General features: G+C 67.4%; 14 protein-coding genes. All 14 read right to left on the reverse strand.

The features are described 5' to 3' along the window. Positions 1–108 precede the first annotated feature (108 nt). Positions 109–432 carry a nuclear transport factor 2 family protein gene (locus OZ403_RS09305; protein WP_268783972.1) on the reverse strand — a complete coding sequence of 108 codons (324 nt, stop codon included), beginning with the start codon at positions 430–432 and terminating at the stop codon, positions 109–111. 92 nt (positions 433–524) lie between these two features. Further along, complete coding sequence (locus OZ403_RS09310; RefSeq protein ID WP_268783973.1) at positions 525–1,862, reverse strand: phage tail protein; 1,338 nt, start codon at positions 1,860–1,862, stop codon at positions 525–527. A 9-nt stretch (positions 1,863–1,871) separates the two neighbouring features. Continuing rightward, positions 1,872–2,267 (reverse strand): hypothetical protein, encoded by a 396-nt coding sequence (locus tag OZ403_RS09315; protein ID WP_268783974.1) that lies wholly within the window; start codon positions 2,265–2,267, stop codon positions 1,872–1,874. 5 nt (positions 2,268–2,272) lie between these two features. Then, positions 2,273–2,968 carry a hypothetical protein gene (locus OZ403_RS09320; RefSeq protein WP_268783975.1) on the reverse strand — a complete coding sequence of 232 codons (696 nt, stop codon included), beginning with the start codon at positions 2,966–2,968 and terminating at the stop codon, positions 2,273–2,275. Between the two features lie 7 nt (positions 2,969–2,975). Then, complete coding sequence (locus tag OZ403_RS09325) at positions 2,976–3,491, reverse strand: hypothetical protein (protein ID WP_268783976.1); 516 nt, start codon at positions 3,489–3,491, stop codon at positions 2,976–2,978. 1 nt (position 3,492) lies between these two features. Further along, entirely contained in the window at positions 3,493–5,004 is a 1,512-nt protein-coding gene (locus OZ403_RS09330; RefSeq protein ID WP_268783977.1) for a baseplate J/gp47 family protein, read from the reverse strand. Positions 5,005–5,139: 135 nt separating this feature from the next. After that, positions 5,140–6,594 carry a deoxyguanosinetriphosphate triphosphohydrolase gene (locus OZ403_RS09335; protein ID WP_268783978.1) on the reverse strand — a complete coding sequence of 485 codons (1,455 nt, stop codon included), beginning with the start codon at positions 6,592–6,594 and terminating at the stop codon, positions 5,140–5,142. Between the two features lie 447 nt (positions 6,595–7,041). Next, positions 7,042–7,416, reverse strand: coding sequence for a GPW/gp25 family protein (locus OZ403_RS09340; RefSeq protein WP_268783979.1), 375 nt, complete (start codon positions 7,414–7,416; stop codon positions 7,042–7,044). A 10-nt stretch (positions 7,417–7,426) separates the two neighbouring features. Further along, complete coding sequence (locus tag OZ403_RS09345) at positions 7,427–8,101, reverse strand: hypothetical protein (RefSeq protein ID WP_268783980.1); 675 nt, start codon at positions 8,099–8,101, stop codon at positions 7,427–7,429. Positions 8,102–8,109: 8 nt separating this feature from the next. Further along, complete coding sequence (locus tag OZ403_RS09350) at positions 8,110–8,688, reverse strand: phage baseplate assembly protein V (RefSeq protein ID WP_268783981.1); 579 nt, start codon at positions 8,686–8,688, stop codon at positions 8,110–8,112. A gap of 10 nt (positions 8,689–8,698) precedes the next feature. Further along, positions 8,699–9,982, reverse strand: a complete 1,284-nt coding sequence (locus OZ403_RS09355) for a phage late control D family protein (RefSeq protein ID WP_268783982.1) — start codon at positions 9,980–9,982, stop codon at positions 8,699–8,701. Next, positions 9,979–10,320, reverse strand: coding sequence for a hypothetical protein (locus OZ403_RS09360; protein WP_268783983.1), 342 nt, complete (start codon positions 10,318–10,320; stop codon positions 9,979–9,981). The genes OZ403_RS09355 and OZ403_RS09360 overlap by 4 nt, the downstream gene beginning before the upstream one ends. After that, positions 10,320–10,832 carry a CIS tube protein gene (locus OZ403_RS09365; RefSeq protein WP_268783984.1) on the reverse strand — a complete coding sequence of 171 codons (513 nt, stop codon included), beginning with the start codon at positions 10,830–10,832 and terminating at the stop codon, positions 10,320–10,322. The genes OZ403_RS09360 and OZ403_RS09365 overlap by 1 nt, the downstream gene beginning before the upstream one ends. Positions 10,833–10,846: 14 nt before the next feature. After that, entirely contained in the window at positions 10,847–13,531 is a 2,685-nt protein-coding gene (locus tag OZ403_RS09370) for a phage tail tape measure protein (protein WP_268783985.1), read from the reverse strand. Positions 13,532–13,533: the final 2 nt, after the last annotated feature.

Raw genomic sequence — 13,533 nt, forward strand, 5'->3', positions numbered from 1 at the left:
GACTCGCAGTCGATGCGAGCCGCGATGTCCTTACCTCGGGGCATACGCGCCCCTCCGGGGAAGTACAGCCAGCCGCGACGGCTCTCAGGGACAGGGCGCTTATGTGGCCTACTCGATTGGCAGCCCGTGCATGCGAAGGAAGGAGAGCTTGTCCCAATAGCCGCGTTGGAAGCGAATCAACCCGTCCTCGACTTGGAAGAAGCCACAACCTCGAAGGCCGAGCGGATCCTTCCACTCCAGAATCGCCCAAGGGGCATCTTCGAGAATTTGCTCGACGATGCAGACCATCTTGGCTGCCGCGAACTCCCGCTGGAACATCTCGCGGATTCGAGCCCGGCCTTCTACGGGCTCGTTCGCCACCTGATGGTTCACCGCGTTCTCACAATAGAGGGCGACAAGCCCGTCGACATCTGCGGCGTTGAAGCGCTCCACCCACCGCTCCACCACTTCTCGGGGCCGAAGGCCCGAGCTCTTTCCGCCGTCTTCCATGGCGTGTGAGCATACCACGTGGGCGATGTTCACCGTCAGTGCAGCGACGTCGTTTCCCCCAGCTCGCTGAGTCCCAGCTCCCAGTGCTCAGGAAGAATGGGCGGCAGGGGCTCCACCAAGTCGATGAAGTGGGTGTGGGCAGGCTTGAGGTACTCGACGAGGGTGCGCAGGCGCTGGCGCTCCGCTGGCGTGAGGAGGCGCTCCACCTCGACGTTGAATGCGTAGCGGGCGAAGCGCTCCGAGGGGCCCAGTACCCAGTCGACGCCCAGCTCGGACTCACCCAGCACTAGGGTATCTGAGGCGAAGGGAGAGATGGCCCTCACCTCGATGCCGAGAAAGAATCGGATGGCGTTGCGCAGGCCCAGCGCGGTGCCCTTCTGCTGGTACATGTCCACGAGGATGGCGGCCAGGCGGCGCCGGGCGAGGACGTCCAGCTCGAAGGCGAAGGGGTTGCCCAGGTCCTGGAGAATGGCGTCCAAGAAGGACTCTGGCGCGCGCTCCAAGTCGAAGACGTCGGGGAAGGCGTCCAGGTCCGCGAGAAGCAGGTCCGTCACCTCCTGGAGGCAGGAGATGAAGCGGTGCAGGTCGCCCGTCACGTCGTCGCGGCGGTTGCGGCGGGGCAGCATGTCCCAGAGTTGGAAGTGCCGGGAGGGCGGCCGGGCTGGACGGAAGCCAGGAAAGGTGGCGCGGTGGCAGGGGGCGAGCACCGGGTTGTCGTGCGCGTCCGTCACGCCATCCACCCGCACTTCGTACACCACGTTCGGCGTCAGCTCCGTGTCGAGGACGAGGTGGACGAGGGGGCCGTCGGCCGCGGCCTCAAGGGCGGCGACTGGGACTGCAGGCGCGCCGCGAGGCGTGAAGGTGAAGCGCGCCGAGGGCGGCACCTGCACGTCCTCGTCGAAGGCGAGGCGCACGGACTTCGGCGCAATGGCCTGGGCGCCCACGAGCCGGGGCGCAGTGCGGTCCTCCACGGTGAAGGCGTACGTCTCGTCGAGGAGGTGCGCGCCGCCGGTTGTGGCCGAGACGACGCGCACTGAGACGGTGGCCTGGCTGACCAGCGGCACCGCCGGATGGAGCACCACACGCAGGGCGTCCGCCGTCTGCGTCACCTCCGCCCGAGGCCCCGCAAAGGCGGGTTGCACCTCGATGTCAGCCCCGCCTTCGAAGGCGAGGAAGCCGTCCACCCAGACGCGTGTGGCCGCCCGGGCAATGCCATCCGCGCCGACGTCCACCACCTCCAGCTCCAGCGCGGAGTCGGCGGGGACGTCCTCCTCCCCTGGGCCCGGAGCGCGGTTGAGGAGGAGGGGGCGGTGCGTCCTGGCGGAAAGGGAGACGGTGTCGATGTAGAGGGCGGGCAGTTCAACCGTGGCCATAGCGGCACCTCACGATGAGACGAGCTCCAAGCGGACGCCCACGGTGTGGACGCCGGAGAGCTTCGAGACGTTGGCGGCCATGTCCCCGACGAGGCGCTCGCGGCCGGGGCGCCCCAGAGTGCGGGCGTGCTTCACCCCGTCGACGACGAGGGACGCTTCCCAGGCCAGGCCCGCCGGAGCGCCTGCCGGCACACGGAGGCGCAATGCGGTGCGGACCAGGTCCACGCCGGTGACGTCCACGGCTTGCGTCACCTCGGCAATGTCCCCGGGGGCGAGCTCGAAGCGGCGTCCAGGTTCCGCGTCTCCGAGGACGAAGAGGTACTCGCCCGAGGCAGGCGCGGCCCGCTGGGGCCGGATGCGCCCCTGCCCCATGCCCAGGCGGCTGGTGAAGGCAGTGAGGGCCATGGGCGTCACACCTGCCGGGACAGCTCGAGCGAGTCGAAGTAGGCCCGGCGCGTGACGTCCCGCACGGCGAAGCCGAAGCCGCCCCGGCCCGAGGTGAGAGGCTGGCTGCCGGAGTTGATGCCGAGGGCGTCGTCGATGAAGTCGGCCATGCCCGGCACGGGCTGCCAGTCAGGGGGCGTGCCGAGTGGGTGCGCGACCAAGTCATTCTGGAGGGCCTTGAGGACGACGTCACCGTTGGCGTTGACGATGACGTCCAGCCGCAGGTGCAGCCAGGTGCCCAGGGTGAAGCTGGCCGAGGACTTCAGCAAGACACCGGGCCCATCCGCGTCGGGCAGCCCCGTGGCCACCGCGCCCTTGCGCAGCACCACTCGGTGCGGCTCGTCGTCGGAGAGGCCCAGGAGGTAGGCGGAGTCGTTGACGGAGGTGCCCTGGCCGCAGAGAAAGAGGAAGGGGGAGAAGCCGGTGGGGCCTCCTCCGGGCCCGCGCTGGAGGCAGCCGCGGATGCTGCCGCCCCGGGCCATGGGGACGAAGTCGGGGAGGTTGGCGAAGAGGGCGACGGCGCCCTGGGCGGCGGTGAGGGAGTTGAAGGCGAAGAGGAAGTTGCCGCCGCCCGGGGGGCGGGCAATGCCCGCCGTCACGCCCCTGTCCACGGTGGCGATGTCGAGTCCTTGATTGAGGTAAGTCCAGTCTGCGAGTGCCATGGTGTCCTCACTGCGTGGCGGCCAGAGGCCACCCGGTGTCGAAGTCCTCGGTGGGCTGCGTGGTGTTGAAGAGGGCCCCGCGCGCCGTCACGTCCTCCCAGCGCCAGGCGAACGCCTCGTGGTCGAATTCCTCCCGTGGCGAGTCGTTGAAGAGGCCCTCCACGGAGGTGACGGCCACCCAGTCCGTGAGGAAGGGGCCCTGGCCCCACGTCTCGACGGTCTGCCCCTCGAAGCGGTGCGGGACGAGCTGCGCGGGCGGCAGCTCGAAGAGGAAGCCGTCGTTGTCCCAGCCCCGGGAGAAGGCCTCGAAGCCCTCGCGCTGGCCGGAGAAGAAGGCGAGGGCCACAGGGCCGTCGGAGAGGGCGGCGCGCCACACGTACCAGCGCTCGAAGTCCTCGCACGCCTCTTCCGGCACACCGAAGCCCGCCAGGGCTTCAAGGCGCGTCACTGCCGTCAGCGTCCAGTGCGCAGCCTCGCCAGGCTGGGCGCCCGCGTCCTCGAAACTGGGGTTGAGGAGGGACATGTCAGAGGAGTCCTCCGGTGTCCCCGTCCTGCAGGGTGACGCTGCCCAGCACCGGCAGTTCCCGCACCGCCAGCTTCACGTCCGCGGGCAGGCTGTTGAGTGTCAGGTCCATTCGCGCGTCGCCTAGTTTCCGCACCCCCGCCACGTCGCGGATGACGTTGAACACGTCCGACCAGGCCACCTCTCCGGCAGGGAAGCCCTGGGCGTCCTTGAGGTTGAAGCCGAAGTCGATGCGCGGATTGGGCGTGCCGTCCGGCTCGCTGATGCGGAAGTGGGCGGCGAGTGCCTGTCGGATGCGCGAGGCGACGTCCTGGGCCGAAGCACCCTGGCGCAGGAAGAGGCGCGCGGAGACGTCCACGCGCCGGTACACCGGCTCCTGGACGCTCACCTGAAAGGTGAGGGTGCAGGGGAAGACTTCGGTGACTTGCCGCAGCACCTGGGCCTTGAGCGCGGGCGTGGGCACCCCGCCGCCCATGGGCACCACGTAGAGGATGCCGGCATTCTCCCCAATGGTAGCGTCCTCGTTGGACGTCAGCATGAGGGCGCGGGCTACACCGGGCAGACGCCGGGCGTTGATTTCGAAGTCCTCGCGGGACACCGTGCGCGTCAGGGCCCGGAGACTCTCGGGGGCCAGCAGCTTCGCCGAGGCCACCGTCTGCCTATCCGCGCCACCCGACGCGGGGGCGGGGTTGTGGACGGACACCTGCACCGCGTGGCCGTGGGCGTCCCGGAAGCTGCCCTCCATGACGACGAGGCGACCCGTGTCCACGTTGCCGGCCGCGCCGCCACCCGTCTTGTACACCACCGCCACGGTGCCAGCGGGGGGCAGGCCGTTGGTGCCGGTGCCGAACCGGACGGTGGCCTTGTCCCCCTGATCCACCGAAGCAAGGAAGTGGGCGTCCGAGGCGCGAGAGTTGAGGAAGGTGTCCACCTCGCTGAAGGCGCCTTGGCCGGTGGACACGCGGGCGGAGCCGTCGAGGTAGGGCGCGAAGTCCAGGTGCGCTTCGAAGTCGGCGAGGCCGCGGGCGTCGAAGAGCTGGGTGTGCGTCTTCGAGTGCTCGGCCACGGCGCGGGCGCGCGGTGGGTAGGCGCCAGCCGGAATAGTGACGGACGAGAGCAACTGGAAGCGGACGGCCTCCGTCACCTCCTGGGTGCGGACGACGGTGCCGGCGGGGAAGGTGACGGGGGCTGCGGGAGGCTGGGCCAAGCGCAGCTCCACCTCGGCGGTGGCCGCCTGGGCGCCGTGAAGCCGGTAGCCCAGCATGCGCGCCAGGGTGATGACGTTGCGGCGCTGGGTAGCGGTGGAGAGGCGCGACTCGCGGGCGAGGTTGTCCTGATAGAAACCGAGGACGTCACCGACGAAGGCGTACATCTCCAGCAGCAGGTTGCCGAAGCTGGCGACGTCGAAGTCCGTCCAGTCCGGGAAGACGCTCTTCACGAGCGCCACGAGGCGCGCGCGCAGGGCGTCGAAGTCACGGTGGGTGTAGTCGGTGGACGCGGGAAGAAGTGGCATGTTGGCAATTGCCTCCAGTAGGAGGCAAAGCCACAGACCTCGATTTCGTCGGGGACATCGTTTCAGATGCCTCTCGCCGCGTCGTGCGGTGGCGGCATAGCCGAAGGGCGATGGGGCGCTCGTGAATCTGATGATTTAGAGTGCTCGACCCGGAACGGATATTCCGTGAATTCTCCGGAAAAGCGATAGTGCGTACCGGTCGGTCATCCCGCTCACATAGTCTGTCACTCGAAGTATCTTTTCATATTTGCTGTGGGCTGGCTTCATTCCGGCACGTTGGGTCATGAGCGCGATAAGTTTCTTTTCTCGCTTTGAAGGCTCATCCGCCAACGCGGAGTTTGCGAACGCACTAAGAAGCCCGCCAATCGCTTCATAGCCGGCCAATTCGATCTCCAAGACGCTTGCCGCATTGTAGCATTTTTTGCGAGCGAGAGTTTGAAGCGTCTCTAGATCGTCTTTTGAGAGGATTATTTTGGAGAGCGAATGGCTGAAAGTGCCATCGAGAATCTGCGCCTCGTTGTCCAGGAATGCTCCAATGCACTCTCTGGAGAACTGGCCGATCGCCAAGGCGCGTAGGTAGCCGATGCGGCTACGTACATCATCGTTTCGGGCGGGGCCGATCTTGAATGTGGGGACTCGCTCGGCTACCGGACGAAGTACCGCTTCAGCATCTCTTGCATCGACGTATCCGAGTCGTACTCCATCCTCAATGTCTAGGATGGAGTAGCAAATGTCGTCTGCGGCTTCTACGAGAAATGCGAGCGGATGGCGAGCCCAGGCATAGCCATCAGGGGCGCAGGGTTGCTTCTTTAGACCCACTTCTTCTGCAATTCGGCGGAATAGGTCTCGTTCGGATTGGTGGAATCCATGTTTTTTGAGATCGGCTCGCGTTGATTTTGAATCAACAGGGAGGCTTCCGTCTGGATGAGACTCGCGAGGATATTTGGTGAACGTGGCTAGTGTTGCAGCGGTAAGTTGTAGTCCTCCGTCTGATTCGAGTTGAAGGCGTGTCAGAAGTCGAAAGCCTTGTGCGTTTCCTTCGAATTGTGTCAGGTCTGCGCGCTCTTTTCCTGTGAGTTGGTTCAGGAGAGTTTGTCCCTCTCCATCAGTGAAGAACGTCGCAATTGCCGATTCGCCGCTGTGGCCAAAAGGAGGATTTCCAATGTCGTGCGCTAAGCACGCGGTTGCTACGATGGTGCCAATGTCGTACGGAATACGAGCATCGAGGTTTTCGCGCTCTCGAACCTTTGTGCCGACTGCCATACCTAGTGACCGGCCCACTGATGCCGCTTCAAGGCTGTGGGTCAGTCGTGAGTGGACAACATCGTCCTCTGGTAGAGGAAAGACTTGGGTCTTGTCGTGCATTCGCCGGAATGCAGTGCTGAAAAGTATTCGATCCCAATCCCGATGGAACGTACTGCGCTCCTTCTCCTCGTCCTTTGAAATCAGGGTGCCGTCGTTTGAAAGTCGTTTTGGTGAGAGCAGGTTGTTCCAGTTCATGTTTTTGTGTGCTTTGATTTGATAGGGGCTGGTGACTTGGTGTGGCAGGACTTTGTTGCGGAGGAGCGTTGGAGCAAAACGGCCGCTCACGATTCAATTCTCGATCAGCCGAGACTCCCTGTGGCTCCGCGTGGTTAGCGCCTAGAGACTAGTCCGAGCCCTCCGTCCCGAGGAGCGCCCTGTTTCCTGGTGCATGTCGGAACCAGAGCGAGCGGGCACTCTCCCGTGAGGGGCGTTCGAGAACCACACTCGGCCGTTTAGGGCAACGTCATGCCTTTATTCTTGCCGAACCACAGTTTGTCCACGTTCGCATAGACTGGAGTATAACCCCCTGTGTTGACGAAGCTAGACGCGGGCTTGCTGGCGCACCCAGGGGTTCCGGTGACCCTCCCGTCATTTCGCAGAGGGCACCCCCGCCACTTGCTCTCTTCTTGTGTGAAATGAGTAAACTGGCTGCTTGGCGAGTCTGACCTGCAATGCGCGGGCCCCGGGTCAGACTAGACACATGGCTGCTCCTTACCTCGGGAATCCGCTGGCTCAGAGAGGTGCATTCAGGGTTGCTGTTGTGTTCTCTTCGAGAACGCGGAGGTGCACAGCGAGCAACGTCCCCTCCTGTTTGACTTCGAGGTACACGAGCTGGACGCCAGGCAGCCAGCGCGCGAGGGCGTCACGGATGTATACGCGCGCCAGCTCCGCCAGCACCGTGTCGTTGCGCTGGTGGCGCAGCCGCGAGAGGCCCACGCCGAAGTTGGTGCGCCAGGGTAGCTCGCCGGTGGAGTGGGGCGTGGCGCCTTCCGTCAGCAGCACCTGCCGCACCTTCGAGGCGAGCAGCTCGGGCCCGGTGCCGGAGGCGAAGTCCCGCTTCTTGTCGCGTCGGAAGGGCACGAGGAGATTGTGGGGTGCTCGACTCATGACGTCCTCCTCATGGAACTGGGATGGCCGCGCGCACCTGCTGCAGCGTGCGGACGATGGCGTCGAGCGGCGCAATGGCTTCTTCCAACGGGCTCCCCTCAAGGCTGGAGAAGTCCGGCACCTGGGGCCCACCCACCAGCCCCAGGAAGACGTTGAGGAGGGCCATGAGCTGGGAGAGGGCGGCCAGGGCCTTGCCGACGTTGGCGGCCTCCTGGGCGACGTTGGCCTCCGCGCAGCCGGCCACCGCGAGGAGGCCCGCGTCCCCAAGCTGGGCCGCGCGCAGCCGGGCCTGCCCGACGCTCGACAGGCGCAGTTGCAGGTGGACGAGCTGGGCACGCGCACGGCCCAGCTCACCCAGGACGATGTCGATGACGCCCACCACCGTGTACGGCACCGAGAGTTGGGGGACGAGGCGGAGCAGCTTGGACACCTTCTCGGCCAATTTCGGCAGAGCCGAGGCGATGGCTGTCGGGTCCGGCGGCGGCCCCAGCGCGTCAGGTATCGCCTTCACGACGTCGACGAGTGCCAGCACGGCGCCGATGACGTCGAAAATGGGCATAAGCGGCGCGAGCGCCGGCTGGACGGCCTGCAGGAGCTGGTGGTGCTGCAGCGTGGCGCCGCCAGGCAGGGTGAGCGTGGGCGCCTCGGGCAACGGCGGGATGTGGATGCAGATGGGCAGCGCCATAGGCTTCCTCAAATCGGCTCGGCGATGGGGCGCACCACGCGCCCGGCGATGGTGACTTGAGCGGCTTCGAGGGAGATGGCACCCACCGCGCGCAGGGTGAGGGCAGTGGTGGCCTCCAGGGTGACGGAGTTGGTTTCCGCGTCGAAGGTGAGGCAGTCGCCCGTCATCCGGTTGGTGAGCTTCAGCTTCCGCTTCCCCGCGGACTCGTCCAATTCGACGCGGAATGTGGGCGTGGCGAGGACGCGGTTGTCGGGCGGAGACACCTGGGCCTCTTCGGGTACCTCACTCTGGCCGCCCGGCTTTCCCCAGTGCGCGCTGAGGTAGTAGGGGGCATCGACGTCGCCCTGGTTGAAGAAGACAGCCACCTCGGCGCCCACGTGCGGCACCGCGAAAAAGCCCGTGTCCTTGGCGCCGCCCCCGGAGGTGCCCAGCGGCCAGGCCCAGGCGGACTCGGGCTCGAGGACGCCGGGGATGCACACGCGGACGCGGCCGAGCTGCGCCTCGTCGTCGCGGCTGGTGACGTAGCCCACGTACATGCCGAGGAGGCGCGTGTCATGGGCAAGGATGTCGTCGTCGAAAGTGCTCATGGTGGGCTCGCTACCTGGGGAGACTCATTCCGGCTTCCGGGTCCTCGACACCGATGGGCTGCCCGTCACGGCGGTACTCGATGTGCCGGGTGCCGGTGTCCCTCTCGAATGCCTCCACTTCCTTCAGTGCCCCAGTCGTCACGGGTGCGCTGGTGTTGGGCTGCCCGCCCTGGGGCTGGCCCTGCTTCTCCGGGCTGGCTTGCTGACGCTGCCCCGTGCCGTCACGCGACAGCTTCAAGTCCGTGGTGTAGCCGGAGGAGGAGAGGACGTGCTTCGCCTCGGTGACGTAATACTTCCCGGACAGGAAGCTGGAGATGCCGCGCACCTCCACGACGGACTTCGCACGCAAGCTGGGGTTGCCCACCACCTGGAGGGACAGCTTCACAGTGCCGGACTCCGCGCGCCGGAAGCGGGCCTCGGACTCGCGCTGGGCTTGAGCGGGTGTCGAGGCGGAGGTGGGCTGGACACTGGAGGTGCTGTTGCGGAGCTGCAGCGACGTGGTGCCGGCGCGCTTGTCCACCACCTCGAGGTAGTCGGCGAGGGTGGTGCGCTCCACGGTGGCACTGCTCGCCTGGGTTTCGATGGTTGCCTTGGCCATGGCGTCACGGCCACGGACGCCCACCTGGCCCACTCGACGGCTCAGCTCCGACTCGACGTTGACGGAGAGGATGTCGCCTCGGCCCGCGTCGGCGTACCACCACAGCACCTGGGTAGGCGCGGCGGCCTGGTTTCGCGGACCGAAGGTGAGGCCCCTGTCGTCGACGTGGAGCTCGAACTCCTCCCGCGCGGCCAGGCGCCGGAGGAACCTCGCGTCCGTCTCCCCGGCCTGGTGGATGGTGTCGAAGGACTCTCCGGTGTCCTCGACGTGGACGGAGCCCTCCTCGTAGCCGTACTCGGCGGCCACCTCGCGCACCACCTGGGCGCGCGTCTTGCCCTTCCATGCGCGTGTCTTCGCCTCGCGGTGCATGAGGGCGCTGAGGGCCTGGCCCTCGACGGTGAGCACCTGAAAGCCCTTCAGCTTCTTGATGACGACGCGCCGCGGAGGCGCCATGAGTCCCGGGTAGCCCCAGGACACCTCCAGCACCGCGCCGCCCACCAGCTCGGCCCTGTCGAAGAGCGCCAGGTCGAAGTTGTCCAACTGGAGGGACAGCCTGTCAGCCTTCGTGGCGGAGTCCTCGAAGGTGAGGCTGAGGACGCGCCCCTCAAGGGAGAGGGGCTCACCGCTGCGGGCCTTCTCGTGTGCAAGCAGCGTGAGACGCACGCCAGGCGCGCTCCTGCCGAGGGGGCGCGTCATTCGCTAGCCCTCCGTCGCTGCTCGCTGAGGATGACGTCGGTGAGGACGCGCAGCGAGGGGATGTAGAGGCGCCGCCCGGCGTCCAGCTCCAGCGTCGCGTCGATGATGGGCTCCGGCTGGAAGTCCGCAATCGCCCACCAGAAGCCGCAGGCGCGCGGGAGGGGCGCGAAGTAGCGGCCGGCGAGGCCCCAGAGGGAGTCGCCCTGGGCGACGAGGTGGACGCGCGTGTCCGCGTGCGGCTGGAAGCCATAGGGGACTCTCTCAGTGAGGAAGAGGCGGCCCACCTCGTCGCGCACGCCGAGGGAGAAGGAGTAGCGGCTGCCAACGTGAGGGGCCACTACGGCACCTCCTGACGGAGCTGCTCGGAGGTGACGCGGGTGTCGAGAATCTCCTCAAAGGTGACGGTGGCGGTGTAGACGAGGACGCGGCCGTCGACGGCGAGCTGCCGGTACTGGAACTCCACGCTGGCGACGACGCACTCCACGGTGAGGACGCCGGGCCAGAGGACGAGGACGCGCGGCGGCGCCGTCGCCAGCACACCCTCGGTACCCGCCGGGGGGACGGTGAGGGCGCGGAGGAAGGCACGGAAGGCCATGATGTTGGATGCGTCGCCCTGCTGCGTGGCGAAGAAGGCGTCCAGGTAGAACTCTACGCCCGCCAGCTGCCGGTTGGAGGTGCCCTGAAACTGGAGCACCTGGTGGGAGAGGCCCGGCACCGCCAGGCGATTCCAATTCACCTGGAGCTTCTCGGTGAGCTGCGTGGGGTTGAAGAGGCACTCCATGCCCTCGCCAGTGAGGACATTCACCAGCACGCAGTGGGGAGGACGGACGAGGCCGGCAGCGATGGACACGTGGGGCCTGCCTTTCAGTACGCCGGCATGGGGGAGAAGCTGCGGGAGGCGGCGTCCCTCTCGGCGCGCGCAGTGGCCTGGGCAAGCACCTCTCCGTCCACCTGCAGGCTGACGAGGACGGGTGCGGCGGGAGTTGCGGGCGGCTGCGAGGAGAGCACCTCGGCCTGCGGCAGCGAGGCCTGGAGGGCCGCCACCGCCGGCATGGACGACGACTCCAGGGGCCAGTCCACCGGCAACGTGGCGGCCGTGGAGGCGACGGGTGCGGGGGCCAAGCCGGGGGAGTCCTCGAGGCCGAAGGCGACGGACAAGTCACGGTGGAGGCCCAGCCGAGCCGTTCGCAGGGCTTGCTGGAGGCCGGTGTCCGTGCCGAAGAGGCTCGCCACCGCGTCTACGACGCCGAGGATGGCGCCCACCAACTCCAGGAGGACGCCGGAGATGGCGTCCACCACGCCGAAGACGACGAGCTTCATGCTCGTCCACGCCTCGGCCCAGTCGCCGGTGAGGATGCCACTGAGGGTCAACACCACGCCCCAGAAGACGTCGACGATGCCGGAGAAGGCGGCCAGGGCGGCGTTGAGGATGCCCCCCACCATCGACACCACGAGGGAGACAGCAGACACCAGCACGCCCACGACGGTGGTGATGTTGCCGATGGCAAATCCGATGGCTTGTCCCATGAGCGCCCACCCACTGCTGCCCTGCTGCAATGCGGAGTTGGTGCCCAAGAGGCCCGAGAGGGCCCCGCCGAGGACGCGGCCGAGATGCGCCAGGCTGCCCAGCAGGACGTCGACGCCGGCCTTCATGTAGCCCCACTGCCCCGCCAGGCCCTCCACCACCTCCGCTGCGGCCGTCAGGCCCCTGACGACGAAGTCGAAGACGCGGGCGAGGGCGCGCCCCACCGTGGCCCCCGCGTTGCCGAAGGCGGCGAACTTCGCGGCGGCCGTGGCTGCGTCGTCCCGCTCGGAGAGGAAGCCCAGCGCCTCGCCCACCCGCCGCAACGTCGCCTGGAAGGCGTCGAGGGTGGGGCGCGCGGCTTCGAGCCCGGAGGAGAAGCCGTCGGCGATGCCGGAGAAGAAGCTGTGGACGCGGTGTGCCCACAGGTAGAGGTTGATGAGGAAGTCCTTCAGCCCGGCATTCTGGGCCCGGCCCAACTCCTCCCGCACCGCGCCGGAGAAGCCCCCGTCCTCGAAGAGCTGGACGAGGCCGCAGAAGGCGAGCGTCACCTGCTCCTGCACACGCCGCGCGAAGTCGCCCAGGCCACCGAGATTGTGGCGGAAGGCGTAGGCGAGGCCGGCCACGGCGACACCCAGGAGGACGACAGCGGCTACCGCCGGAAGCACCGTGGCCAGGAGGCTGCCCAGGGTGAGGCCCAGCACCTTGAGGCCCACCACCATCAGCGCCAGGCCCACCTTCGCGGCGATGACGGCGCCGACGAGGGTAACCAGGCCACCAGCCCCGAGCGCGAAGGCTGCGAAGGCGCGCTTCACCGGGCCGGGCAACGCCTGGAAGACACCCAGCACCTGCTGCACCGCGCTGGCGACGAGGGTGACGAGGGGCTTCAACACCTGGCTGAAGGGCTCCCCGAGGACGATGGCGAGCGTCTCCAGGTTGCCGGCGAGCAGCGTCTTCTGGCCCTGAAACGTGTCCAGCATCTGCTCGCGGAACTTCGTGGCCGTGCCGCCCGCATTCTCGAACTCATCGCGCAGGTACTTGAGGGCCTCGGCGCCGCGGACGACTTCGCCGGTGTCCTTGCGGATGCCGTTGGTGAACTGCGTGAGGATGGCATTCACACCACCGAGCGCCTCGCGGCCGAAGGCCTTCAGCAGGAAGGCGGAGCGCTGCGCCGCCGTCATTCGCTCGAGGGCGGGCGAGAGCTTGTCGAGGATGCCGAGGAAGCTGAGGAAGTTGCCTTTGGAGTCGGTGACGGCAACGCCCAGGCCACGCAAATGCTTCTGCACCTGCGGGTCCGCCATGCGCTCCATGGCCACGGCCACGGCGGTGGATGCGCGCTCCACGCCGGGGACGACGTTCTTCACGAGGCCCAGGGCGATGAGCGTCTCGGGCAGGGACTGGTTGAGGGCCTGCGCACCGCGCGCGGCGGTGCCGAGAGCCAGGGGCAGCTCATTCGCGCTGAGGGCGAAGACGTTGACGGCTTGGAGCATCTGGTCGACGGAGAGGGCGGCCTTGTCGGTGGAGATGCCGAAGGCCTTCATCACCTGCGACGCGAGGCCCGCTGCGCCCTGGGGCGTCAGCTCTCCCAACGAGCCACCCGCCAGGTCCAACACCGGCAGCAGCAAGTCCATGGACTCAGCCGCGGTGAAGCCGGCCTGGGTGAGCTCGCGGAGGCCCAACACGGACTCGGTGGGGGTGAACTGCGTGGCGAGGCTCGCCTTGATGGCCGCGTCACGGAGCTGCCCAAGCACCTCAGCCGAGGCGCCGGAGACGGCTGCTACGCCTGCCACTGCCTGTTCGAATTGGCCGGCGGTGTTGGCCAGGGACAGCGATGCGCCCAGGGTGACGGCGCCCGCCGTGAAGAGGGACATGGCGACGCCGAGCCGCTGGAAGGCACCTTCAATGCGCGCGGTGCCCAACCCCACGCGCCTGTCCATGCGCGTGAAGTTGACCTCGACCTGGGAGAAGACCCCGGAGGCCAAGTCCCGTGCGGTGAAGACGAACCCCAGTCCGAGGTTGTTGAGCATGC

This window comes from Myxococcus sp. NMCA1 (genome assembly GCF_026810205.1).
In the GTDB taxonomy this organism is placed as follows: domain Bacteria; phylum Myxococcota; class Myxococcia; order Myxococcales; family Myxococcaceae; genus Myxococcus; species Myxococcus xanthus_A.

What these genes read in the sequence shown, in the direction of transcription:
- OZ403_RS09310 (WP_268783973.1), bottom strand. Translation starts at nt 1,862, where the DNA reads ATGGCCACGGTTGAACTGCCCGCCCTCTACATCGACACCGTCTCCCTT.
- OZ403_RS09315 (WP_268783974.1), bottom strand. Translation starts at nt 2,267, where the DNA reads ATGGCCCTCACTGCCTTCACCAGCCGCCTGGGCATGGGGCAGGGGCGC.
- OZ403_RS09320 (WP_268783975.1), bottom strand. Translation starts at nt 2,968, where the DNA reads ATGGCACTCGCAGACTGGACTTACCTCAATCAAGGACTCGACATCGCC.
- OZ403_RS09325 (WP_268783976.1), bottom strand. Translation starts at nt 3,491, where the DNA reads ATGTCCCTCCTCAACCCCAGTTTCGAGGACGCGGGCGCCCAGCCTGGC.
- OZ403_RS09330 (WP_268783977.1), bottom strand. Translation starts at nt 5,004, where the DNA reads ATGCCACTTCTTCCCGCGTCCACCGACTACACCCACCGTGACTTCGAC.
- OZ403_RS09340 (WP_268783979.1), bottom strand. Translation starts at nt 7,416, where the DNA reads ATGAGTCGAGCACCCCACAATCTCCTCGTGCCCTTCCGACGCGACAAG.
- OZ403_RS09345 (WP_268783980.1), bottom strand. Translation starts at nt 8,101, where the DNA reads ATGGCGCTGCCCATCTGCATCCACATCCCGCCGTTGCCCGAGGCGCCC.
- OZ403_RS09350 (WP_268783981.1), bottom strand. Translation starts at nt 8,688, where the DNA reads ATGAGCACTTTCGACGACGACATCCTTGCCCATGACACGCGCCTCCTC.
- OZ403_RS09355 (WP_268783982.1), bottom strand. Translation starts at nt 9,982, where the DNA reads ATGACGCGCCCCCTCGGCAGGAGCGCGCCTGGCGTGCGTCTCACGCTG.
- OZ403_RS09370 (WP_268783985.1), bottom strand. Translation starts at nt 13,531, where the DNA reads ATGCTCAACAACCTCGGACTGGGGTTCGTCTTCACCGCACGGGACTTG.